Origin of the sequence: Alishewanella maricola (genome assembly GCF_016343785.1) — a bacterium.
GTDB classification, from domain to species: Bacteria; Pseudomonadota; Gammaproteobacteria; order Enterobacterales; family Alteromonadaceae; genus Alishewanella; species Alishewanella maricola.
This window is the reverse complement of the sequence record NZ_JAEINI020000002.1, coordinates 282613-304572: the sequence shown is the minus strand read 5'-3', so window position 1 is coordinate 304572 and position 21960 is coordinate 282613. Positions and strand designations below refer to the sequence as shown.

The following is a 21960-nucleotide window of genomic DNA, read 5'->3' as shown; positions in this document are numbered from 1 at the left end:
GATACGGCATCTGTGCTTAATCACTTTAAGGCAATTAATTGATTTTATTGATTTGATTCAGGGCAGAGTCAGTTTATTTGCACTAGGCTTAGAATATCGGGTAACCGATAAAGCCATAAATTGATGAGGAAAAAGCCATGAAAGCCAACCAACATAAAGCGCATGCTGCCGAGCGAGAGCATCAACAAGTAGATAGACAGCAGCAAGCGAAAGCCATTACGTCACTAAGTTTAGTGTGGCAAAAGCAACAGCAATTAAGGCCGCAGCCGTTAGCAGAGTTGGATATCGAGTGCTGTGCTGAACTGGGGTATAATTAATGTGCGAGCTGGGCTGAGCAGTGACATTTTGGTGTACTGCTCAGCCTATTTATTAGGCTAAACCGACGTAGACGTTTTGTACGTCATCATCATTATCAATAGCATCTAAAAAGGCTTCAACCTCAGCACGGGCCTCGTCATCTAAGCTCAGCGGGTTATTAGCACGATAGACTAATTTGGCTGAATGCACTTCATAACCAAAGTCGGGTAGGGCTTTTGCCACTAAATCAAGATCGGTAAGTTCAGTTAGGAAGATCACTTCACCGTCTTCACCTTCTTCAAAATCTTGTGCACCGGCTTCAATCGCGGCCAGCTCCATATCGGCATCGGCACTACTGGCTACGGCTTCAATTTGTCCTAAGTGTTTAAAGTCCCAGGATACCGAGCCCGCGCCTCCTAATTGCCCTTTACGAAATAAAATACGCATACTCATGGCACTGCGGTTTTTGTTGTCCGTTAAACATTCAACAATAACCGGAACCTGATGTGGCGCAAAGCCTTCATATACCACTGTTTCATAATTCACTGGGCCATCGAGTAAACCGGCGCCTTTTTTAATGGCACGCTCTAGGGTTTCTTTTGGCATAGATGCTTTTTTCGCAATTTCAATGGCTGAACGCAACTTGGCATTCATTGCTGGATCGGCCCCGTTACGAGCTGCAACCATAATCTCTTTGGCAAGTTTGGTAAAAATACGGCCTCTGGCATTAGCCGCATCTGCTTTATGCTTGTTCTTCCACTGGGCACCCATAATGAAGTCCTGTTAAGCTATCAATTAAAATTGGTGGGGTAGTCTAGCGAATAGCAGGCTTTTTTAGCAACTGCTGCATGATCTTTTTCGCAAATAAGCCGTTTAAGAAGGCATTAACAAGAGGAGCTGCCATGAACTTGGCTCATATTAAAGCAGTGGTTTTTGATTTAGACGGTACCTTGATCGATTCACGCTTAGATTTTGCAGCAATTTGCGATGATCTGGGTTGGCCGCATGGCACACCCTTACTTGAACATATTGCCACGCTCGGCCCAGGTGCAGAAGCTGACCGAGCTCATCAGATTATTCGTCGTCATGAAAATGCCGGTGCAGCAGCGGCACAATGGATGCCAGGAGCCGAGGCCTGTCTACTGGCGCTAATAGAGAAAAAGCTGCCGCTGGCCATTTTAACGCGCAATATGCGCGAAGCCACCGAGCATGTGCTAACTCGGTTACAAATCCCAATTGAGTTAGTGCTCACACGAGAAGATTGTGCGGCCAAACCAGACCCGCAAGGCTTACATATCATTGCCGAGCGTTTACGCGTTCCATGCCAGCAGATGCTGTATGTTGGCGATTACGTGTTTGATTTACAAGTTGCCGCCAATGCTGGGGCTGCATCCTGTTTGTACCTTAACGGCAGTAATCAACATTTTTTGCCGCAAGCGGATTACAGCATCGCTCACTTTAATGAGTTACAACAGGCATTTTTGCCGCATATGGCCTGAGTAAGATAATTTAACCGTAATAACTTGTCATTTTTACGTGATAGCCTCTATAGTATCAACATAAAAATAACAGTTAACAGGTGTAGTTTGCTCACTAGGTTAAAACAAAACTTCTATCTTGCTATGATCACATTAGTGGGTTTAATGATATTGCTATTCGTTACGCCCTACGGTGTGTATCGTATCTTAACAGGCAATATGCTGGTGGGTATTGCTGATTTATCTATTGTTTTAGCCAGTTCAATCACGGTTTTGTATGCATGGCGCACCAATGACACGGTGCGACCAGGTCAGTTTTTGGCGCTGATATTTTGTATTGGTTTAACTGTTATCTGTACCAATTTAGGCGTTAATGGCTTATTTTGGGTCTACCCACTTATGGTGTTTATCTTCTTTTTAGTTTCAGCAAAAGAAGCCATTTTACTTTCCTTGTTATTGCTTTTGTTATTGGTTGGTATTGATTTTCTCAAACCAGGGCAAGTCTTTGTTAATCATTATCAAATGATGTCTTTTTTAGTCACCGCTTTTATCAGCAGTTTTTTCGCTTTTATGTTTGCCTATCGCACCCGGGCGCAGAATAAAGAATTAAAGCATATAGCCAGTATCGACAGTTTAACGGGTGCAGGCAATCGTCACACCTTAAATGCCCAGTTAGATTTGGCTGTGCAGTTAAAACAAAAGCTGAATTGTCATTACGGTTTAATTTTGTTTGATTTAGATTTCTTTAAATTAATCAATGACAACTATGGTCATAAAGTTGGTGATCAAACCTTGGTGCGCTTAGTGCCTTTAATTTCGTCATTAATTCGTCAAAGTGATCGCGTGTTTCGGTTTGGCGGTGAAGAATTTATTGTGTTGCTGCGTGATATTAAACCGACAGATTTGTTGCATTTGGCCGAGAAGATCCGCAAAGGAGTGGAGCAGCAGTTAACTTTACCAGATGGCAAAGCGGTCACCTTATCCGCGGGATTGGCCATGTTAGCGCCAGATGAAGATTGGGAGCAGTGGTTACATCGGGCGGATATGGCGTTGTATCAAGCGAAGAACAATGGCCGCAATCAAGTCATTGCGGCTTAGTCTGCCCGCGAGTGATGTGTCATTAAATCACTCGCACTACTCGCGCTGCTTATTTTTCTACTCACGCCGCTGAGTCAGCTTCAATCTTAATCCTTTACTCTGGGCAACTGCCATTATTTTTTAGTAATGGCATAAGCAAGGGCGACATACCGTTTAATACTTGCAGCGGTAGTGCTGAAGTAAAAGAGTAGTCGTCAGCCGCATTGCCTGGAATATAAACACTGATTACGCCAAAGTAATTATCACTGAGATAAAATGCAAAGGTTGCCGTGCGGTTTAGTGCGCGCGACTGAACGGTCTCGCCGCGACTGTTCACCGTACTGATACGATTGTCACCTGTGCCGGTTTTGCCACCAATAATCGCCAAGTCGGGCAAGTTACTTAAGCTAAAATGCGGTAATAAGCGCCGCCCTGTACCAAGCTGGACGACGCCCGCCAAGTTTTCGCGCAATACCTGAGCAACTTCGGGTGCCATAACGCGTGTTATTTGCACTTCTGTGCGACTTAGAGCCACATCGTAAGGCGTATTTGCGGCAAAGTGCACCCCGGCAATTCTGAACATCGGTAGTCGTTTACCGCCATTTTGAATAATGCCCATCAGCTCCGCTAAAGCGGCCGGTCGATCACCAGAGCTCCCCAATGCAGTAGCCAGTGACGGTACCAAGTACTCAAACGGATAGCCCATACGCTGCCAGCGCTGATGAATATCCCAGAATGCCTCGATTTCGAGCATAGTGCGGATGCGATTATCCCGGGCACTACGCGACTGCGTGCGGAATAACCACTGATAGGCTTGCTGCCGCACATCAGCGCTAAGCGTCGTGGCTTCGGCTAGGGTGGCTGCCGGTTGCTGCTGTAAATAGGCCAACAACCATAACTCTAAAGGGTGGCTGCGAGCTAAATAGGCTTGATCCGGTAAGCTAAATTCACTGGGCGAGTATTTTTTATAAAGCTGACGCCATTGTTGCGTTGTCAGTGGGTTATCAGTAAAACGCTGCTGCATGGCGCTGATAAATTCACTTTCGCTTTGGCTGGGGTTAATAAAGCGATAGCCGGCACTTAAGCGGTCGGGTGTTTGCCGCAAACCATTTAAAAACACGTCTAAGCGCTCGTTGGCGCTGAGCTTGTGGTATTTACGCCAGAAACGTTGTAGGTATTTTACGCCCTCGTGATCGGCAAAACGGCGTAAATATTGATCCCGGCGCGGATCGTTATCGTTTTTCAATAGCTGATAACTGCTGCTTTCACCATGATGAATACTGTATTGCACCAACTCTTGCATTAAGCGTACAAAAGGCAGGTTAATCGATTCATACAAGGCTTTGCGCAGTGTCGGCGTCATGCGATCTTCTTCACGGCGAAAATTACCAAAGGTATGTAAGCCCCCACCGGTAAAAAAGCTGCTACGGGGATCGGCAGAAAACTCACGGTCCATTGCGGCATTGAGCATGGTCAGTAAAGATACGCCAGGATTGGCAATCAGGTAGTTTATGGCCCACTGTGATAGCTCATCTTGTGGTGCTATGTCTAAAAAGGCCAGTTGTTGTGGCGACTCTTCAGCATATAACTGGTGGATCTCGGCCACCATTTCCAGATAAGTGGCTAAGGTGCGTAACTTCGCGGTTGAGCCCAGCTCTAGCTTGCTGCCCTCATTTAAATCAAAGGGTTGCTCTGCATGGTTATCGGTTTGCACTCGCAGTTTATTGCCCAGCGGCGTGCTTTCATACAGTGTAAAACTGTATTTAACGTTGCCAATTTGGTTTTCTTGCAATAAGCGTTGCCCAATAATACCGGCATTATTGGCCGCGGGCAGTTGTGATAATTGCTGCAAATAGCGATTTATTTTTGCCTGCAGTGGCAAGTTTAACGTGGTTTGCACCGTTAAATCGAGCCGGTCGGTTTGATATAAACTGCGGCCTAATAAACCGGCGACACGGTTTCGCACTAACAAGGCCGTTTTATCTAACTTACGCGTGGTTTGCCGAGCTTGCTGATTAAAATTCAAAGTTTGCTTGCTTGCCGCGGCATACCAAGCCGGCGATAGAATATTAAATTGGCGTAATAAGCGCAGGTGGCTGTCTACCAGTTCTTCCAGCTCGGCGCGGCCTTGCAGTAAATAAAAGCTGGGGCGGCGCTGGGCAATAAACAAGGCTAAAACCTGACGCAGCGCTTGGCCATGAGCGGCGGTGGGCTCTGCATCTTGCAGTAACCGATTGACTTGCATGGCATCAACACCAAACCAGGCATTTAAACCATCTGCAATACCATGTATTTCACCTGCTTGGGGTGTGGCGGCCAAAGGCACGGTATTAATGTAGTCTAAGGCGATTTGCATCCGTCGCGCCATGGTTTCTAAGCCGGGTTGATAAGCGCGGATACTGGCCGATGCCATTTGGCGGAGCTTATCGGCGAAACCCGAGGTAAAACCTTGTGGCGAGTGCCGATATTTTTCGATTTGTGTCGCGAGAGTACTGCCACCGGCCGCAGCGGCTTCTTGTCCTGCTAACTTTTGCGCTTGTGCTAAGCCGGCAACGGCCAAACGAGACCAGTCAATGGCCGGATTAGTCAGCGGTGCGGCTTGAAATAAATCCCGGTTTTCAATGAACAATAAGATCCGCAACATCAGCGGTGCAACATCACTAAACTGAGCATATTGCTGTTCAGGTGTTTGATAACTGAATAACGGTTGTTGCTGGCAATCGAAAATTTGCAAGCCCCATTGGGTTTTTTCGGCATAGGGTGGGTACAAGCCCCACTCGGTGTAGCGCTGTAAACTGGGTGAAAAACGACTTTGGCTGGTAATATTAAAGCCACTATTATTCAGTTTGATTAACCAATCGGCTAAATGGCTATAGCCAGCCCGTTGGTCAAAGGGCCCACCCGTTGGATAAATGGGTTGTTGCTCGGCAGGTGCCGGGCCTGTGCCTTGTTCAAAGGTTAATTGTGTGGCCAGGTAATGCCAAACCCGCGCTTGCAAGAAGCTGGTGCGTGCTTCTTGGTAAACGAGGCCAGCTAATAGCAGTAAGACTAACAGCCAAAGTAACCACTTCAACGGTTTCCAATTACGGACCCGAGGGGCGACGACTTTACGTTGGTTTTCGCGTACATTTTCAAAATGCCGTCTTTTTAGCACTGGTGGCCCTTCTAACGGGGCGTCACCAATGCGGGGCTCAACTCTTTTTTCGTCTGACATAGTGGTGACTTTATTTCACTTCCTCGTGGTTAAGTTGCTGCGCTCGAGCCAGTCTGTCAGGATCAGCGGTAATTTGCCAGCCTTGTAAATTATCTAAAATAAGCTGTGTTAGCGCCTCAATATGCGCAGGGCTGTCATTCAGTGCGGTAATGTACTCGTAACGCTCACCACCGGCGTGCTCAAAATACTCTTTGTTTTCTTCGGCGATTTCTTCAATGGTTTCCAAGCAATCAGCCGCAAAGCCCGGACAGAATACCTGTACGCTATGGACACCTAAGCCAGGTAAAGCTTTAAGTGTTTCATCGGTATAGGGTTTTAACCATTCTTCACGGCCAAAACGTGATTGAAAGGTGGTCATGTACTGATCTTTTCTTAAGCCCAGTTTTTCAGCGATCAAGCGGGATGTTTTATAACATTCACAGTGATAGGGATCGCCATTGAGTAAATACCGCTTGGGAATGCCATGATAAGAAAACAGCAATTGATCGGTTTGGCCATGCTGCTGCCAATGTGCTTGAATTTGTGCAACACAGGCTGCGATATAAGCTGGATAATCATGGTAATGGCTGATAAAACGCAGATCTGGCAACCAGCGACGCTGCGTAAAGTTAGCGGCTAACGCATCAAAAGTTGAAGCGGTAGTGGCGGCAGCATATTGAGGATAAAGCGGTAGTACCAATAACTTACGCACGCCCTGTGCCATCAAGCGCTCAATGGCACTGTCCATACTAGGATTGCCATAGCGCATGGCATAATCAACCACAACATTATGCTGGCCTGCCGCGGTAAGGGCGGCTTGTACTGCTTGGCTTTGGCTCACCGTATGAAATAACAAGGGTGAACCTTGCTCGGTAAAAACACCGGCATAGGCTTTAGCTGAGCGACGAGGCCGAATATTTAAGATAATGCCATTTAAAATACACCACCATAATAAGCGGGGTACTTCTACCACACGAGGGTCCGATAAAAACTGTTTGAGGTAACGACGCAGAGCTTTAGGCGTGGGTTCATCTGGTGTGCCTAAGTTGGTTAATAACACGCCGATTTTATCGGCGTCGCCATGACTATAATTTTTGCTGTTGATATAACCCATAATCGGTAATTACTCTCACTGAAAATCAAAAAAGACGTTACGGCAGCGGGGAAATGACAGATCGCCAACATAAGCCTGATCTTAGCAGTTTGTGTCACGTAAACCTATTACCGGATGCAGATAATCTTGTTCTGCCGTATGCTGAGTGCCTGACTTAGCGCAAAAAAAGGGAATATTGGATGAAAATAATCAGTTACTTTGTACTGGCCGTGTTGTTAGCGGCTATGCTGGGAACCGCATTACAAAGCGCGGCCAATTTATGGGCGATCACCCAGCTGGCAGGTTCGGTGTCGTTAGCCGATCAATGGCGTACTTTTCTTTTCGATTTACGGCATTTTATGCCGCTATTAGCACTGATCTTTTTGCCCATTTTGATATTAAGTGTGCTATCAACCAAGCTGATCTGTCGGTTCTTGCCATTGCAACCGCTGGCCGCCATGTTTGGGGTAACAGCATTAGCAACTTGGTTAGCCCTTAACCTGATTAATTATTTGGCCCCTATGCCCACGCTGATTGCCCTGAATCGCAGCAATAGTGGCACCTTGTTATTACTGTGTTGCACCGCTTTTGCAGCGGTATTTTTTCAATGGATGACAGCGAAACGGAGTACGCGATGAACACGTCTATCGTCAAAAAACTGAGAGCCTTACAAAAGCTTACCCTGAGTTTAACGTGCGGCGCCTTGCTCAGTTTGCCCTTAGTGGCCGAAACCTCTTGGCGCCTTGATACCGTGGCCAGTGATCTCGATTTTGCCTGGTCATTGGCCTTTATGCCCGACGGGCGTTTTTTAGTCACCGAGCGCACTGGCCAGCTGGTTATTCTGAATGCCGATGGCAGTGAAGCCAAGCGCCAAGCCGCGGCCTTGCCCGATATGTTTGTGGCTGCGCAAGGGGGGTTACTCGACGTGCTGCTGGCGGCTGACTTTGACAGTAGCGGTCGGTTATTTTTAAGTTACTCTTGCGGAAATTTAAATGCCAACAGTACCTGCTTAGCCAGTGCCCAATTAGTGAATGATGAATTAACCGCTATTCGACCGATTTTTCGGGCGCAGCCTGAGCGACGCGGCGCCGCCCATTACGGTGGGCGTATGGTGCAATTACCCGATGAAACCTTAGTGTTAACTTTAGGCGACGGTTTTGACTATCGGGAGCAGGCACAAAATAAAGCCCATCATTTGGGTAAAACGGTGCGTCTAACGGTGGATGGGGCGGTGCCTGCCGACAACCCTTTTGTTCATCAGGCGGGGATTGCTGGGGAGGTTTTCACGCTGGGTCATCGTAATGTGCAAGGCATTGTCTATGATCCACAAACCGGGCAACTCTTTAGCCATGAGCATGGGCCTAAAGGGGGTGACGAATTAAACCTGCTAAGTGCCGGGCAAAACTACGGCTGGCCAGTGGCCACCTATGGTGTGGATTATACCGGCGCGCGTGTCTCGCCTTATCAGCGTTTTGTGGGCATGCAAGATCCGTTGTATGTTTGGACGCCATCCATTGCCCCGGCGGGTATGACCTTGTATCAAGGAGCGTTATTTCCAGAGTGGCAAGGGAATATCTTTGTCAGTGCCTTAGCCGGTAAAGCGTTACATCGCTTGCAATTAACGGCGGGCAAAGTCACGGCAGAACAAGTGCTGTTAGCGGATTTAGCCACTCGCCTACGGGATGTGCGCACGGGGCCAGATGGGGCGATTTACCTGTTAACCGATGGCGCTAAAGGGCAGTTACTGCGTTTATTACCGAATTAGCGCGAAGTGTTGGCGTGTTTAAGCACTCACTAATCTGTTTGCTGAATGCATTAAACTTAGGCTCATAAAAAACGCAGCGTCAAAACGCTGCGTTTTTTGTTTTCAGCTAAAGGCGGCTGCCGCTGAACGGAGAGCATTGCTCCGTAAACTAAGAGCGAGAAGCGTAAAGCTTTTAGCGCAAGGCTTAATGCTTAATGCTGATGCCCACCTGCGCCGTGGGCATGGCCATGCGCAAGCTCTTCTTCAGTTGCTTCACGTACCGACAAAATCTCGATATGAAAAGTTACCGTTTTACCGGCTAAGGGGTGGTTAGTGTCTACGTCAGCTTTAAACATACCCATTTTAACGATGGTGACTTGACGCTCACCATGATCGGTATTAACCCATGCCACCATACCCGGTTTCCATTTTTTGGCACCTTGTAAGTGTTTTACTTGCACGCTTTGAATGGCATCGGCTTTGCGCTCACCATAAGCATCCACCGGAGCCAGTGTTACTTCTAGCGTGTCGCCAGCGTTTTTATCTTGTAAGGCTTCTTCAAGCTTTGGCAGCATTTGATTGTGGCCATGTAAATACAACATGGCATCACCTTGGCGTGAGCTTTCAAGCTCAGTGCCGTTTTCGGTGATTGTGTAATGAAATTGTACAACGCTGTTAGAACTGATTTGCATGATGAGTCATCTTCTGAAGGTTATCGTGGCGCTATTATAACGCGCTCGCAGGCGGTGTCAGAGAAATTTGTGCAGGTTTTAAAAAACGGTATAAGCAGTAACAGCAAGACGATCCGCAGCCTTAGCTAACGGATCGTCTGTAACGCTTAGCTGGCGGCTTTCATCTCGCTCACAAATTGCTGCAGCTTACTGAGCATTAGAGCCGGATCGGCTTGGTTTTGCTCAATAATGTTAACAATAGCCGAGCCGCTGATCGCACCGGCTGCGCCATTATCAATGGCTGCCCGAACTTGCTCTGGTGAAGAAATACCAAAGCCAAGGAGTGGTGGCGCCGGATTATAAGCACGTATGCGTTCAATCAAAGCTGCGGTTGGCATCGCCGCTTTGGTTTCAGCACCGGTTACCCCAGCACGACTTAACAAATAGGTGTAACCACGGCCATAAGAGGCGATCGCACGTAAGTCATCATCATCAACATTTGGCGGCACAATATAAATCGGTGCAATATTGTGTGCCATGGCCGCTTGACGGAACATTTTGCTTTCGCTCAGTGGCACATCTGCAATTAGCACGGAGTCAACGCCTGCGGCGGCAGCCGTCGCATAAAACGTGTCCAGGCCTTTTGCCATAACCAAGTTGGAATACAGCAGTAAACCAATTGGAATGTTTGCATCATAGGCACGAATACGCTTAATAATATCGAAACACATGGCGGGGGTGACCCCCGCAGCCAGTGCGCGGATATTGGCATTTTGAATGGTGGGGCCATCGGCAATCGGATCTGAGAACGGAATACCTAACTCTAAAGCATCAGCACCGCCATCAATTAAAGCTTTAATAATTTGAAACGACAGCTCAGGCTGTGGATCGCCCACTGTAACGAACGGCACAAAAGCGCCACGTTTTTCGTCACTCAGCCGCTGAAACATCTGTTGATAACGTTGCATTACTCTGCTCCTTGCTGTTGTGCGGCTAATACACTGTGCACATGCGATAAGTCTTTATCGCCGCGACCCGATAAATTAATTAATAGCACCATAGGCTCGGTTGCTGCTTCGGCCATTTTAATGGCGTACGCTACGGCATGAGAGCTTTCTAATGCCGGAATAATCCCCTCTTTCATGGCGAGTAACTGAAAAGCCGCTAAGGCTTCGTCATCGTTAATGGCCACGTATTCAGCACGACCAATTTGTTGTAAATGGGTGTGTTGTGGCCCAACAGCGGGATAATCCAAACCGGCTGAAATAGAATAAGATTCTTCAATTTGGCCATCTGTGGTTTGCATAATCGCGGTGTAAGCACCGTGCAAAATACCGTAACTACCGGTACTTAATGCCGCACCATGTTGATGGGTATTAATCCCTTTACCACCGGGTTCTACACCGATTAAACGCACGCCAGACTCTTCAATAAAGTCGGCAAAAATACCGATAGCGTTTGAGCCGCCACCGACACAAGCGATCACTGCATCGGGTAATTGACCTTCCGCTTTAAGGATCTGTGCTTTAGCTTCTTCACCGATCATCCGTTGGAAATCACGCACAATAGTAGGGAAGGGGTGAGGGCCCGCTGCGGTGCCTAGCATATAGTGAGTGGTTTCGTATGTCGCAGACCAGTCGCGCATCGCTTCGTTCACGGCATCTTTCAAGGTGCCTGAACCGGCGGTAACCGGGATCACGGTAGCTCCCATTAGCTGCATCCGAAATACGTTCGGTTGCTGGCGCTCAATATCTTTAGCGCCCATATAAATGCGGCATTTTAAACCCAGTAGCGCACAGGCTAAAGCGGTTGCCACACCATGCTGACCTGCGCCGGTTTCAGCGATCACTTCTTTTTTACCCATGCGTTTCGTCAGTAACGCTTGGCCTAAAACCTGGTTGGTTTTATGGGCGCCACCGTGCAGTAAGTCTTCACGCTTCAGATAAATTTTCACCAGCGGGTTGGGTGATAAATTGCGGGTTAGCGTTAATGGTGTCGGCCGACCGGCATATTCCGTCAGCAATTGTTGAAACTCGGCATGAAACGCCGGATCTTGTTGAGCGTCAACAAAGGCCGCTTCTAATTGCTTTAAGGCGGGCACCAACAATTGCGGCACAAACATACCGCCATATTGGCCGAAGTAAGGATTAAGTTTTAGCTCACTCATGTGGGACACTCTTCTTAGTCAAAAAATCAAATTCACGGATCCGCTGAAAGGCACTGGCGATTTTCGTCGTGTCTTTCAAACCGGCAGCCGTTTCGAGGCCGGAATTCATATCTAAACCGGCAACCGGCAGTGCTAAGGCGGCACTGAGATTATCGGGGTTCAAGCCACCGGCTAGCATAATCGGTTGTTGGCTTTGTAGTTGTTGCAGTAACCGCCAGTCGAAACTGACACCCGAGCCACCATGCTGTTGTGGATGAAAGCTATCTAATAAGATGCGATCAGCTAAGGCGGTAAACGCCGGTAATTCGGCTTGTACTCGATAGGCTTTCCATATTTCACAGCCGGTTGGCAATAAGGGTTTTAATGCCTGTAAATAAGCATCGTCTTCATCGCCATGTAACTGTACGGCGGCTAAGGCTAATTGGCTTGCTAAACGGGCCACTTGCTCTTTTTCGGCGTTTACAAATACGCCGACAAAGCGCAGCGGGGCTGCTTTGACTAGCTCAGCCGCTTGCTCGGCGCTTACCGCGCGAGGTGAGGCCGCTGCGAATATCAGGCCACCATAATAGCCACCGGCTTGATAGACCGCTTGCACATCTTCAGCACGGGTTAAACCACACACTTTATGCTCGCCAATAATCAAGCGATGACAGGCGCCGGCTAGATCGGCTTGCGCCATAAGCGAACTGCCCACTAAAAAGGCATCGGCTACGGTTAATAATTGCCGCACTTGCTGATTTTGATAAATGCCTGATTCGGATACCACGGTTCGATCCGCTGGGATCAGCTGCCTTAAGCGGACGCTGGTTTGCAGATCAGTACTCAAATCGCGCAAATTACGATTGTTAATGCCAATTAACTCCGCCCCCAGGGTGACGGCACGTAAGGTTTCTTGCTCATTACTCACTTCAGTTAAGATTGTCATATGCAGTTGTTTGGCCACCGTTGCCAACTCGCGATACTGCGTATCATCTAAAATCGATAACATCAGCAGTACGGCGTCGGCACCGGCTTCACGCCCTGCGTAAATCTGATAACTCGAAATAATAAAATCTTTGTGCAGCAACGGTTTGTCAGTAAGCGATCGCATTTGCCTTAAATACTGATAGCTACCCTGAAAGAAACTAGTGTCTGTCAGCACGGAAATGCCGTCAGCATAGCAGTTATAAACGCTGCTAATTTCGTTTAAATCAAAATGTTCACGGATCAAGCCTTTGGAAGGCGAAGCCTTTTTACACTCTAAAATAAAACGGGCACCCGGTTGTTGTAACACTGCTAAAAAATGTCGCTCAGTGGCGCTCACCTGATCGATAAACTGCTCAAGCGGGCGCTGTGTCATCATTTCAGCGACTTCGAGTCGTTTTTTATCGACAATTTTTGCCAAAACCCCTTCAATTACCACCTGGGGTGTCGTTGTTTCAACCACGACTTAACTCCTTCATGCTGTGCAACGTTTGCAGCGCTTTGGCGCTGTGCAGATGCTCTAATACTGCGCGGGTATTCACTTTTAAATCAGTACCTAAGCCTGCAATTTTTAGCATCGCCGCCACATTAACTGCCACCGCCGTTAAATGTGCTTCTGGCGCGGTGCCCGCTAAAATGGCTAAGGTTGCTGCCGCGTTATCGGCTGGCTCACCGCCTTCTAGGCTGCTTAATGCTTGCGGCTCTACCCCAAAATCGGCAGGGGTTAGGGTAAATTCGCTAAGCTCGCCATCTTTTAATTGGCAAACATAGGTATTGCCATGTAAAGCAATTTCATCACAACCACTGCCGTGTACAACCCAAGCGGCTTTCGTGCCCAATTGTTGTAATGCCTGCGCCATCAGTTTGCACAGGCCAGCATCATACACCCCTAACAGTTGAAAATCAGGTCGGGCTGGGTTAATTAGCGGCCCTAGTAAGTTAAACAGGGTACGGCTTTTCAAGGCGGTGCGCACCGGCATCGCGTGCTTGATACCACTGTGATAAAGCGGTGCAAACAAAAAGCTACAATTGCTGCCTTTTAAGGTGGCCGCGGCTTGCTCTGGGCTAACTTGAATATTAATGCCAAGGTATTCCAATAAATCGGCTGAGCCTGAGCGGGATGACACACTACGATTACCGTGTTTGGTTACTGGCAAGCCCATGCTGGCCGCAACGATGGCTGCAGTGCTAGAAATATTAATGGTGTTGCTGCCATCACCGCCCGTACCACAACAATCAATAGTGCCACTGACCGTTGTTGGAAAAGGGGTAGCGGCGGCTAATAAGGCTTGTGCTGCCCCGGTAATTTCATCGGCAGTTTCGCCGCGCACTTTTAAGGCGACCAGCAAGGCCGTTAGCAGCACGGGTTCAACCTGGCCTTGTACTACCGCCGTAAAAAATTGTTCGGCTTGTGCACGGCTCAGGCTTTTGCCATTCAAGGTTTGCTGCACCAGAGGCAGAATGTGCTGCGTCTGATCATGTTGAGGCTGCGACATCAGTCTTTACTCCTTAGTAAATAGTCAATACTTTGTTGCAACAACGGCTTACCCAGCGTGGTGAGAATGGACTCTGGGTGAAACTGAAAACCCAGCATCCGTTGGCTTTCGTTTATCACGGCCATCGGGATATGCCGCTCAGTGGCTAATACGTCCAGACTATTCGGCAGTTCGGTGGCCATTAATGAATGATAGCGCGCCACAGGAAAAGGCCGTGGCAAGCCATGAAACACCGGATGTTCGTGCAGCGTTATTGCTGAAGTCTTGCCATGTACGGTCTCACCGGCGCGTCCGACCAGTCCGCCGTAATGTTCTACGATGGCTTGATGGCCCAAACAAATACCCAGCACCGGATAGACACCCGCAGCAAGGCGTAATAAGGCTGGCATGGAGCCCGCATCACCCGGTGCGCCGGGACCTGGTGAAAGCACTAATAAAACCGGGCCCGTTTCTTGCTGCATTTTGTTGAAAATAAATTCAGCCGGTACGGTGTTGCGATACAGTTTTAACTGGCAGCCCAACTGTGCAAATTCATCGACAAGGTTATAAGTAAAAGAGTCGATATTATCTAATAAATAAATCGTTGGCATGCGGCTTCCTAAGGTCGTCATGGCTGGCGTACTCATGCTTAGTACCCCGCCTGTTGAATAGCTTTAATCACGGCTTGTGCTTTATTGCGGGTTTCTTCCGCTTCTAGCACGGCAACAGAATCAAATACCACGCCGGCTCCGGCTTGAATATGTGCCATGCCCTGAGCAACATAGGCTGAGCGTATGACAATACAGCTATCAAAATCACCATTACCGGCTAAATACCCCACGGCACCGCCATAAGAGCCGCGCTTTTGGCCTTCAACTTGGCGAATTAATTCAGCGGCTTTCACTTTGGGTGCGCCCACTAAGGTGCCCATATTCATGCAGGCTTGATACGCGTGCAGGGCATCTAATTCTGGCTTTAAGGTACCGACCACACGTGAGACCAAGTGCATGACATAAGAGTACCGATCCACTTTTAATAGCTCTTTAACATAGCGACTGCCGGGTACCGCGATACGTGCCACATCATTACGCGCTAAGTCGACCAGCATTAAATGTTCGGCTTTTTCTTTTTCATCTTGGCGTAGCTCTAACTCAATACGGCTGTCTAAATCACGATCAATGCTGCCATCGGCGGCAAAACCGCGGCGACGCGTACCCGCAATAGGGTAGATCTCGACTTGCCGGTTGTCGGCAGCAAATTTTAAAGCCGACTCTGGCGAGGCACCAAATAAGCAAAACGCTGGATCTTGTAAAAAGAACATATAAGGGCTGGGGTTAAGCTGCTTTAATTTGGCATAGGCCGCTAACGGGTTGGGGCACGGCAGTGAAAAACAACGCGAAGGCACAATTTGAAAGACATCACCGGCAACAATATGCTCTTTTAAATTTTCTACTTGGCTGGCAAAATCGTTATCGCTAATATCAACCGATACGCTGCTATCTGTGGCCGGTTTGCCTGGCGCTAACGGAGGGGTTTGCGCCAGTTGCTGTTTTAGTTGCTCTAGGCGTTTACCAATGGCAAAACAGTTGGCAGGGGCATCGGCGCCACAAAATACGTTGCCGACCAAGCGGCTTTGCTGGCGCTGATGATCAATCGCTAGGGCAGTTTCTGCCAAATAAAACACATAATCAGGGCATTGATTAGACTTGACCGGCACGTCGGGCAATTGCTCAATGTTTGCCACCATGTCATAGCCAATCACGCCGCCTAAAAAGATGGCAAAAGGCTCATCACTTTGACCGCGTAAGCTTTGTTGCACTAAACGCAGCGCACTAAAAGGGTTAGCTTCAGTTAAACGACTGATTTCATCTAACAGCGGATCGGGGCGTTTAAATTCTGCTATAAGTTGTTCACCGCTTAATGTCACCTGCGCTAAATTGGCAAGCTGCTCGGCTAAATAGGGTAATAAGCCTAAGCCATTATTGCTTAATGCATCGATGGTGACCTGTTGCCCGTTACATTCTAAACGCAGCGCCGCATCAATTAACATTAAGCTGTTAACGCTATTTTTGCTGTCAATTTCAGCCGACTCTAGCAGTAATGAGCAACGGTCTGCCGAGCACAGTGACGCATAAGCGGCTAAAGCATCAGCCTGATAAGGCACAGGCAGTGCGATACTAGCGACTTCGCCTGGGGTATCGGTGATATGACTAAAAATCATCGGTATTATCCTTTACACAAACCAGCTATAAATTCAGGGTAAAAAAAAGCCCGTTTCTTTTTGAAACGGGCTTAGGTTATTAAAGCGAATACAACGCCTACACATGCCCGTTGGGAATGTGCCACCACCAGATGTTCAGGTTAGCGAAAGTCGTGAATTGCATTGGTTTTAACCACCTCTAAAAAAATCAGGCTACATCAAACCGCGAAATGCGCGGCGCGTCAAGAGCAAATTGTTATTTAAGGCGATTAAACCGTAAAGAAGGCTGAACGGCTGTGTTGCAGGTCACTTATCCGCTGTTCAGCGAGCAAAAAATATTAATTAGCTTGGGTTTATCATCAGCCTAGAGCCTCTAATGAAAAAACGCTGAGCGCTTATTTGTTGGCTTGGGCTTTTAATTCCGTCAGTTGTTGCCATAAAGCTTCACTTTCTTCGGTGAGGTCGGCAAATAATCGCATGTCACCATTACGCTGTGCATGCATAGCTTGCTCGAGTTTGGCATCGTAACGTTTGCGTAATTTCTTTTCAGGATCGGGCTTTAACCATTTAAACATAATGCACTCATCAGTTGTTTGCTGTGCGCCTTTGTACGCAAGCAAGCTTGGCTTGGTTCTTTGTTTGTTGGGCTTTCTAAGCGATTATGCGACAATAGCGGTTGTTAAAAAGGAAACTGCATGAAAATTGACTTACACAGTCACACAACTCATTCCGATGGTCTGCTCAGTGTCAGTGAATTGCTGAGCCGGGCACTTAGCGTAAAGCTAGATGTGCTGGCCATTACTGATCACGATACCATTAGTGGCTTAACAGAAGCGCAGCAATGGCTAAAAGCCGAGCAAGCGCCGCTTAAGCTTATTGCCGGTGTTGAAATCTCTACTGCTTGGCAAGAATTTGAAATTCATGTGGTGGGCTTAAATATCAACGCCGATTGCCCGCAATTTCAAGCCCGCTTGGCTTTACAGCAGCAGCGCCGGTTTGAGCGCGCAGAAGAAATCGCTCGTCGTTTAGCGAAAGCCAACATTGCTGATGCGCTGCCTGCCGTGTTGGCTTTAACCAACGGCGGGGCCATTACGCGCACGCACTTTGCACGCTTTTTAGTGAATAGCGGCCACGCTAGCTCGATGAACACCGTATTTAAAAAATACTTGGCGCGCGGTAAAACCGGTTATGTGCCAAATAATTGGGTGGCGATGGCTGAAGCGATCCAGTGGATCCACGATGCGGGCGGCCAAGCCGTGTTGGCGCATCCGTTAAAATACAAATTAAACGGCAAATATTTAAAACGTCTGGTGCAAGACTTTGCGCTAGCCGGTGGTGATGCTTTAGAGATTATCTCGCCACAACAAACCTTAGTGCAGCGGCGTGAGCTGTGGGCATTGGGTCAACTTCACAATTTAACTGCTTCTGTCGGTTCAGACTTTCATCAGCCTACGGCTTGGAATGAGCTAGGAAAGCATCTATATTTACCGGATGATGTTACGCCAATTTGGGCGGATTGGGCACTTCAGCCCACAGCAACCGACACCGCTAATTTGCAAGGGCACGCACTATGAGTCAGTTTTTTCACATTCACCCCGATAATCCACAGCAACGTTTAATTAAACAAGCGGTGCAATTGATTCAAAAAGGCGGCATTGTTGTGTATCCCACCGACAGTGGTTACGCTCTGGGTTGTCATATGGGCGATAAAGCCGCGATGGATCGTATTTTACAAATTCGTCAAGTCAGTGGTGATCACAACTTTACCATGATGTGCCGTGATTTATCCGAGTTGTCGGTTTATGCCAAGGTTGAAAACAGCGCCTTTCGCTTGATCAAAAATAACACACCGGGGGCCTATACCTTTATCTTACGCGGTACTAAAGAAGTGCCACGGCGTTTGTTAAATGAAAAGAAAAAGACCATCGGTTTGCGTATTCCAGAGCATAAAATTGCTTTGGCGTTACTGGAAGAGCTTGGTGAGCCGATGCTGTCAACCAGCTTGATTTTACCGGGTAATGAATTTGCCGAAGCCGATCCTGATGATATGCGCCAACAATTAGAGCGCCAAGTCGATTTGATTTTACATGGTGGCGTGATTGGCGAAGACCCGACTACCGTCATTGATTTATCTGAAGAAAGCCCGGTTATCATCCGTGAAGGCCGTGGTGATGTGCGACCCTTTCAGTAATTTGTTCAAAAAATGAGCGAGCCCTTTAACAGCCTCACCATTCAGCAGGTTTTGCCGTTGGCTTATGTGCGCGGCGAAGCGGTGTTAGAGCGGCCAGAAGACCTCTATATTCCCCCTGATGCGCTAGAAGTGTTACTCGATGCGTTTGAGGGGCCTTTAGATTTTTTACTGTACCTGATCAGACGGCACAAATTTGATTTAGTGGCGTTGCCTGTGAATGAAATTACCCTGCAATATATGGAATATATCAACCTGATGCAGGAGTTAAACTTCGAATTGGCTGCCGATTACTTAGTCATGGCCGCCATGCTGGCAGAGATTAAATCGCGCTTATTGCTGCCGCGCAGTCAGGCCGCGGAGGAAGACGAACAAGATCCGCGTGCCGAATTAGTGCGTCGTTTGCAGGAATACGAGATTTTTAAACAAGCAGCCAGTGATTTAGATGCCTTACCTCGTGCCGAGCGTGATTTTTTCACGGCGAAAGCCAGCTTAGCCGATAACTTTAGCCCACTCCTGATTTTACCTGAAGTCGACTTTACCGAGTTAATGGCGGCGTTAAAAGACGTGGTAAAACGGTCGGAAGCACTGCAGCATCATCATATCAAACGCGAACATTTATCAACGCGCGAGCGGATGAGCCGTATTTTAGCGTTATTACAGCAGCGGCAGGGTTTTATGGCCTTTAGCGATTGCTTTGAACTGCAAGAAGGCCGCGAAGGCGTTGTGGTGAGCTTTTTAGCGATTTTAGAGCTAACCAAAGAAAAGTTAATCGAACTGACGCAGGTCGCTCCGCTTGCACAAATTCATGTCAAACTGGCGATTAATGAGGCATAATGGCGCGCAAACTAAATGACGTTCAATTACTGCAGTTACTCGAAGCCGCTATTTTTGCGGCAGATAAGCCGTTAAGTCGGGCAGAACTGCAAGCGACAGTCTTGGTCGATTTTGCCGTAAGTAGCCGAAAACTCTCACAAAGCCTAACGCAGTTACAACAAGATTACAGTGCGCGTGGCATTCAGTTAGTCGAAACAGCCAGTGGTTTTCGTTTTCATACTCGCCCAGAATTAAGTGATGCGCTAGCCCAATTATGGCCTGAGCGTTCACCGCGATATTCGCGTGCGGTATTGGAAACCTTGGCCTTGATTGCTTATCGTCAACCGATCACCCGGGGTGAAATTGAAGAAATCCGCGGCGTGTCGGTGAGTACACAAATTATTCGCACCTTAACCGAGCGCGGCTGGGTTAAAGTGGTTGGGCAAAAGGAAGTGCCAGGTCGACCGGCGTTGTATGCCACAACGGCTACGTTTTTAGATTATTTTGGTTTAACACATTTAAATGAATTGCCGCCATTAGCTGAGTTTCAAGCTTTGCTAACGGATGAAACGGCAGAATCCTTATCCACCGTCGAGATGACAGGAGAGCTCCACTAATGAGTGAAAAGTTACAGAAAGTTTTAGCCCGTGCTGGTGTAGGTTCACGCCGCGAAATGGAAGATTGGATCAGCCGTGGTCGTGTTTCGGTAGATGGCAAACCGGCCACCTTAGGTGATCGCGTAGAGCCCACCCAAGCTATTCGTGTTGATGGCCACCCCGTGCAAATCGCCAGTGAAGAGCAACAGATCTGCCGCGTATTGGCTTATCATAAACCAGAAGGTGAGATTTGTTCGCGTACCGATCCGGAAGGTCGGCCTACGGTGTTTTCACGTTTGCCAAATATCAAAGGCGCACGTTGGATTGCTATTGGTCGCTTAGACATTAATACCTCGGGTTTGTTGTTGTTCACAACCGACGGTGAGTTAGCTAACCGCTTAATGCATCCAAAATTTGAAGTTGAACGTGAATATGCCGTACGGGTATTTGGCGAGATCAATGATGCGATGATCCAACGTTTACGTACCGGCGTTGAGTTAGAAGATGGTAAAGCCAACTTCAAAAAAATCAAAGCGTTACCGGGTGAGGGCATTAACCGCTGGTTCCATGTGGTGTTAACCGAAGGCCGTAATCGTGAAGTACGCCGGATGTGGGAATCACAAGGTGCTGTGGTCAGCCGTTTGATCCGCGTGCGTTACGGCGATTTGCTGCTACCTAAACATTTACCTGCTGGTGGTTATGCCGAATATCCACTGGATGAAGTAAATTACTTACGCAAACTAGTGCATATGCCTGCCGAAACGCAAACCTTGGTGAAAGCTGAAGACCGTACCGAGCGTCGTCGTCGTATGGCCAGCATGAAACGCGCAGTACGTAAGTTTCAAGCGGCAGAAAAGAAGCCATCAGCGGATAAAAAAGTCGCCACTGATAAGCGTCCGGCAGCGGATCGTAAATCGAGCAGAAAGCCGTCTTAATCAGCTAAAACACTCACTTAATGGCTGTTAAAGGCCATTAGTTGAGTGCTTATTCAGTTTACGTAGGCTGTTTGAAAGACAGTTTAACAACCCGCCGCTCTTATACTGCTGAGATTGACGATGACAGGCCTGCAGTTTTTCGCTTAGCTCAGCAGATAAATGCCGTTTCATCAGCGGTCAGATTTAACATTGCACTTTTATGTGCAAATACTGGATTAACGCACCTTACTTTTTCGGATCAGTTTATACAGCAGCTCTGGAGCAAAACGCCCCAGCATGCTGGCAAATTTCTCTTTAAAACCGCCAACCACCAAGTAACTTTTACCGCGGCAAAGCCCCTTTACGGTAATTTTGGCAAATTCTTCCGCCGACATGCCTTGTGCTTGCGCATCATCCATCTTACCTAAGGCTTCGCCATTGCCTGTTAACGCATTCATCGAAACTGCGGTTTTTACAAAGCCCGGAAACACCACCGCAACACGGATCCCTTGTTCATAAAGCTCTGCGCGGGCACTGTTCGCCCATAAATGCAGTGCTGCTTTCGCCGCCGAATAGCTGCCACGAAACTGCGTACCGACTAAACCCGCCACGCTAGAGATAAACACCAGTTGGCCATGTCCTTGCTTTAACATGACGGCTAAAACACGCCGGCTCAGTGCCACTTGCGCAAAGTAATCGATTTCCATAATTTTGCGATCGGTTGCTGCACTGGTATCCATTACCAAGGCTCGTTGGCTGATCCCTGCATTATTGATCAACCAATCTACCTGACCATAATGTGCGACAATAGCGTCGAGTGCTTGTTGCTGCTGTGCTTCATCGCAAACATCCAATGGCACACACAGGTGTCGCTCGGGTGCAAGCAAGCTTTGCTGCACCCGTTGTAATTCCGCTTCACGCCGCGCACTAAGCACTACCTTGGCACCGGCTTTTGCTAGCTCGTGCGCCAAGGCCTCACCAATACCGCCAGAAGCCCCCGTGATCCAAACAACTTTATCTTGCAGTGATACGCTCATCTATTTCGCCATTGTCGCTTGCATGCGCCTGATGTTAGGGCAAATCGCTAC

At 48.0% G+C, this 21960-nt stretch carries 22 protein-coding genes; 10 read left to right on the top strand and 12 right to left on the bottom strand.

Annotated features, from left to right (window positions below; translation table 11 throughout):
* Positions 1-137: 137 nt before the first annotated feature.
* Positions 138-317, top strand: a complete 180-nt coding sequence (locus tag JAO78_RS04805; protein ID WP_226750219.1) for a hypothetical protein — start codon at positions 138-140, stop codon at positions 315-317.
* A gap of 52 nt (positions 318-369) precedes the next feature.
* On the opposite strand, the gene JAO78_RS04800 is transcribed toward JAO78_RS04805, so the two are convergent.
* Positions 370-1068, bottom strand: coding sequence for a YebC/PmpR family DNA-binding transcriptional regulator (locus tag JAO78_RS04800; RefSeq protein ID WP_226750218.1), 699 nt, complete (start codon positions 1066-1068; stop codon positions 370-372).
* Between the two features lie 131 nt (positions 1069-1199).
* Here JAO78_RS04800 and JAO78_RS04795 point away from each other — a divergent pair, with 131 nt between their 5' ends.
* A complete protein-coding gene (locus tag JAO78_RS04795; protein WP_226750217.1) occupies positions 1200-1796 on the top strand; it encodes an HAD family hydrolase in 597 nt (198 codons plus the stop codon).
* 87 nt (positions 1797-1883) lie between these two features.
* Positions 1884-2873, top strand: coding sequence for a GGDEF domain-containing protein (locus JAO78_RS04790; RefSeq protein WP_226750216.1), 990 nt, complete (start codon positions 1884-1886; stop codon positions 2871-2873).
* A gap of 94 nt (positions 2874-2967) precedes the next feature.
* Here JAO78_RS04790 and JAO78_RS04785 read toward each other — a convergent pair whose 3' ends face one another.
* Entirely contained in the window at positions 2968-6066 is a 3099-nt protein-coding gene (locus JAO78_RS04785; protein ID WP_226750215.1) for a transglycosylase domain-containing protein, read from the bottom strand.
* A 10-nt stretch (positions 6067-6076) separates the two neighbouring features.
* A complete protein-coding gene (gene hemH, locus JAO78_RS04780; RefSeq protein WP_226750214.1) occupies positions 6077-7159 on the bottom strand; it encodes a ferrochelatase in 1083 nt (360 codons plus the stop codon).
* A 179-nt stretch (positions 7160-7338) separates the two neighbouring features.
* Here hemH and JAO78_RS04775 point away from each other — a divergent pair, with 179 nt between their 5' ends.
* Together JAO78_RS04775 and JAO78_RS04770 are read left to right on the top strand one after the other, a co-directional pair.
* Complete coding sequence (locus JAO78_RS04775; protein ID WP_226750213.1) at positions 7339-7776, top strand: hypothetical protein; 438 nt, start codon at positions 7339-7341, stop codon at positions 7774-7776.
* Positions 7773-8903 carry a PQQ-dependent sugar dehydrogenase gene (locus tag JAO78_RS04770; RefSeq protein ID WP_226750212.1) on the top strand — a complete coding sequence of 377 codons (1131 nt, stop codon included), beginning with the start codon at positions 7773-7775 and terminating at the stop codon, positions 8901-8903. The genes JAO78_RS04775 and JAO78_RS04770 overlap by 4 nt, the downstream gene beginning before the upstream one ends.
* A 191-nt stretch (positions 8904-9094) precedes the next feature.
* Here JAO78_RS04770 and JAO78_RS04765 read toward each other — a convergent pair whose 3' ends face one another.
* The 8 genes from JAO78_RS04765 to JAO78_RS04730 form a co-directional block, all read right to left on the bottom strand.
* Positions 9095-9574 carry an FKBP-type peptidyl-prolyl cis-trans isomerase gene (locus JAO78_RS04765; protein ID WP_226750211.1) on the bottom strand — a complete coding sequence of 160 codons (480 nt, stop codon included), beginning with the start codon at positions 9572-9574 and terminating at the stop codon, positions 9095-9097.
* A gap of 146 nt (positions 9575-9720) precedes the next feature.
* Positions 9721-10521, bottom strand: coding sequence for a tryptophan synthase subunit alpha (gene trpA / locus JAO78_RS04760; protein WP_226750210.1), 801 nt, complete (start codon positions 10519-10521; stop codon positions 9721-9723).
* On the bottom strand, positions 10521-11720 hold the full coding sequence (gene trpB / locus JAO78_RS04755) for a tryptophan synthase subunit beta (RefSeq protein WP_226750209.1): 1200 nt from the start codon (positions 11718-11720) through the stop codon (positions 10521-10523). The genes trpA and trpB overlap by 1 nt, the downstream gene beginning before the upstream one ends.
* Positions 11713-13116 (bottom strand): bifunctional indole-3-glycerol-phosphate synthase TrpC/phosphoribosylanthranilate isomerase TrpF, encoded by a 1404-nt coding sequence (gene trpCF, locus JAO78_RS04750; protein ID WP_226750379.1) that lies wholly within the window; start codon positions 13114-13116, stop codon positions 11713-11715. The genes trpB and trpCF overlap by 8 nt, the downstream gene beginning before the upstream one ends.
* 22 nt (positions 13117-13138) lie before the next feature.
* Positions 13139-14179 (bottom strand): anthranilate phosphoribosyltransferase, encoded by a 1041-nt coding sequence (trpD, locus tag JAO78_RS04745; protein ID WP_226750208.1) that lies wholly within the window; start codon positions 14177-14179, stop codon positions 13139-13141.
* Positions 14179-14805, bottom strand: a complete 627-nt coding sequence (locus JAO78_RS04740) for an aminodeoxychorismate/anthranilate synthase component II (protein WP_226750207.1) — start codon at positions 14803-14805, stop codon at positions 14179-14181. Before JAO78_RS04740 ends, trpD begins: the two co-directional genes overlap by 1 nt.
* A 2-nt stretch (positions 14806-14807) precedes the next feature.
* Positions 14808-16379, bottom strand: coding sequence for an anthranilate synthase component 1 (locus JAO78_RS04735; protein ID WP_226750206.1), 1572 nt, complete (start codon positions 16377-16379; stop codon positions 14808-14810).
* Positions 16380-16753: 374 nt separating this feature from the next.
* On the bottom strand, positions 16754-16933 hold the full coding sequence (locus tag JAO78_RS04730) for a DUF6435 family protein (RefSeq protein ID WP_226750205.1): 180 nt from the start codon (positions 16931-16933) through the stop codon (positions 16754-16756).
* 120 nt (positions 16934-17053) lie between these two features.
* On the opposite strand from JAO78_RS04730, the gene rnm reads away from it, so the two are divergent.
* The 5 genes from rnm to rluB are packed head-to-tail and all read left to right on the top strand — an operon-like array spanning position 17054 to position 20893.
* Positions 17054-17932 carry an RNase RNM gene (gene rnm / locus JAO78_RS04725; protein ID WP_226750204.1) on the top strand — a complete coding sequence of 293 codons (879 nt, stop codon included), beginning with the start codon at positions 17054-17056 and terminating at the stop codon, positions 17930-17932.
* Complete coding sequence (locus JAO78_RS04720; RefSeq protein ID WP_226750203.1) at positions 17929-18549, top strand: L-threonylcarbamoyladenylate synthase; 621 nt, start codon at positions 17929-17931, stop codon at positions 18547-18549. Before rnm ends, JAO78_RS04720 begins: the two co-directional genes overlap by 4 nt.
* A 12-nt stretch (positions 18550-18561) precedes the next feature.
* A complete protein-coding gene (locus tag JAO78_RS04715; RefSeq protein WP_226750202.1) occupies positions 18562-19383 on the top strand; it encodes a segregation and condensation protein A in 822 nt (273 codons plus the stop codon).
* A complete protein-coding gene (scpB, locus tag JAO78_RS04710) occupies positions 19383-19979 on the top strand; it encodes an SMC-Scp complex subunit ScpB (RefSeq protein WP_226750201.1) in 597 nt (198 codons plus the stop codon). Before JAO78_RS04715 ends, scpB begins: the two co-directional genes overlap by 1 nt.
* A complete protein-coding gene (gene rluB, locus JAO78_RS04705) occupies positions 19979-20893 on the top strand; it encodes a 23S rRNA pseudouridine(2605) synthase RluB (RefSeq protein ID WP_226750200.1) in 915 nt (304 codons plus the stop codon). Before scpB ends, rluB begins: the two co-directional genes overlap by 1 nt.
* A gap of 215 nt (positions 20894-21108) precedes the next feature.
* Here the strand turns inward: rluB and JAO78_RS04700 are convergent, their stop codons facing one another.
* A complete protein-coding gene (locus tag JAO78_RS04700) occupies positions 21109-21909 on the bottom strand; it encodes an SDR family oxidoreductase (protein ID WP_226750199.1) in 801 nt (266 codons plus the stop codon).
* Positions 21910-21960: the final 51 nt, after the last annotated feature.

What these genes read in the sequence shown, in the direction of transcription:
- JAO78_RS04805 (WP_226750219.1), top strand. Translation starts at nt 138, where the DNA reads ATGAAAGCCAACCAACATAAAGCGCATGCTGCCGAGCGAGAGCATCAA.
- JAO78_RS04800 (WP_226750218.1), bottom strand. Translation starts at nt 1,068, where the DNA reads ATGGGTGCCCAGTGGAAGAACAAGCATAAAGCAGATGCGGCTAATGCC.
- JAO78_RS04795 (WP_226750217.1), top strand. Translation starts at nt 1,200, where the DNA reads ATGAACTTGGCTCATATTAAAGCAGTGGTTTTTGATTTAGACGGTACC.
- JAO78_RS04785 (WP_226750215.1), bottom strand. Translation starts at nt 6,066, where the DNA reads ATGTCAGACGAAAAAAGAGTTGAGCCCCGCATTGGTGACGCCCCGTTA.
- hemH (WP_226750214.1), bottom strand. Translation starts at nt 7,159, where the DNA reads ATGGGTTATATCAACAGCAAAAATTATAGTCATGGCGACGCCGATAAA.
- JAO78_RS04775 (WP_226750213.1), top strand. Translation starts at nt 7,339, where the DNA reads ATGAAAATAATCAGTTACTTTGTACTGGCCGTGTTGTTAGCGGCTATG.
- JAO78_RS04770 (WP_226750212.1), top strand. Translation starts at nt 7,773, where the DNA reads ATGAACACGTCTATCGTCAAAAAACTGAGAGCCTTACAAAAGCTTACC.
- JAO78_RS04765 (WP_226750211.1), bottom strand. Translation starts at nt 9,574, where the DNA reads ATGCAAATCAGTTCTAACAGCGTTGTACAATTTCATTACACAATCACC.
- trpA (WP_226750210.1), bottom strand. Translation starts at nt 10,521, where the DNA reads ATGCAACGTTATCAACAGATGTTTCAGCGGCTGAGTGACGAAAAACGT.
- trpB (WP_226750209.1), bottom strand. Translation starts at nt 11,720, where the DNA reads ATGAGTGAGCTAAAACTTAATCCTTACTTCGGCCAATATGGCGGTATG.
- trpD (WP_226750208.1), bottom strand. Translation starts at nt 14,179, where the DNA reads ATGTCGCAGCCTCAACATGATCAGACGCAGCACATTCTGCCTCTGGTG.
- JAO78_RS04740 (WP_226750207.1), bottom strand. Translation starts at nt 14,805, where the DNA reads ATGAGTACGCCAGCCATGACGACCTTAGGAAGCCGCATGCCAACGATT.
- JAO78_RS04735 (WP_226750206.1), bottom strand. Translation starts at nt 16,379, where the DNA reads ATGATTTTTAGTCATATCACCGATACCCCAGGCGAAGTCGCTAGTATC.
- JAO78_RS04730 (WP_226750205.1), bottom strand. Translation starts at nt 16,933, where the DNA reads ATGTTTAAATGGTTAAAGCCCGATCCTGAAAAGAAATTACGCAAACGT.
- rnm (WP_226750204.1), top strand. Translation starts at nt 17,054, where the DNA reads ATGAAAATTGACTTACACAGTCACACAACTCATTCCGATGGTCTGCTC.
- JAO78_RS04720 (WP_226750203.1), top strand. Translation starts at nt 17,929, where the DNA reads ATGAGTCAGTTTTTTCACATTCACCCCGATAATCCACAGCAACGTTTA.
- JAO78_RS04715 (WP_226750202.1), top strand. Translation starts at nt 18,562, where the DNA reads ATGAGCGAGCCCTTTAACAGCCTCACCATTCAGCAGGTTTTGCCGTTG.
- scpB (WP_226750201.1), top strand. Translation starts at nt 19,383, where the DNA reads ATGGCGCGCAAACTAAATGACGTTCAATTACTGCAGTTACTCGAAGCC.
- rluB (WP_226750200.1), top strand. Translation starts at nt 19,979, where the DNA reads ATGAGTGAAAAGTTACAGAAAGTTTTAGCCCGTGCTGGTGTAGGTTCA.
- JAO78_RS04700 (WP_226750199.1), bottom strand. Translation starts at nt 21,909, where the DNA reads ATGAGCGTATCACTGCAAGATAAAGTTGTTTGGATCACGGGGGCTTCT.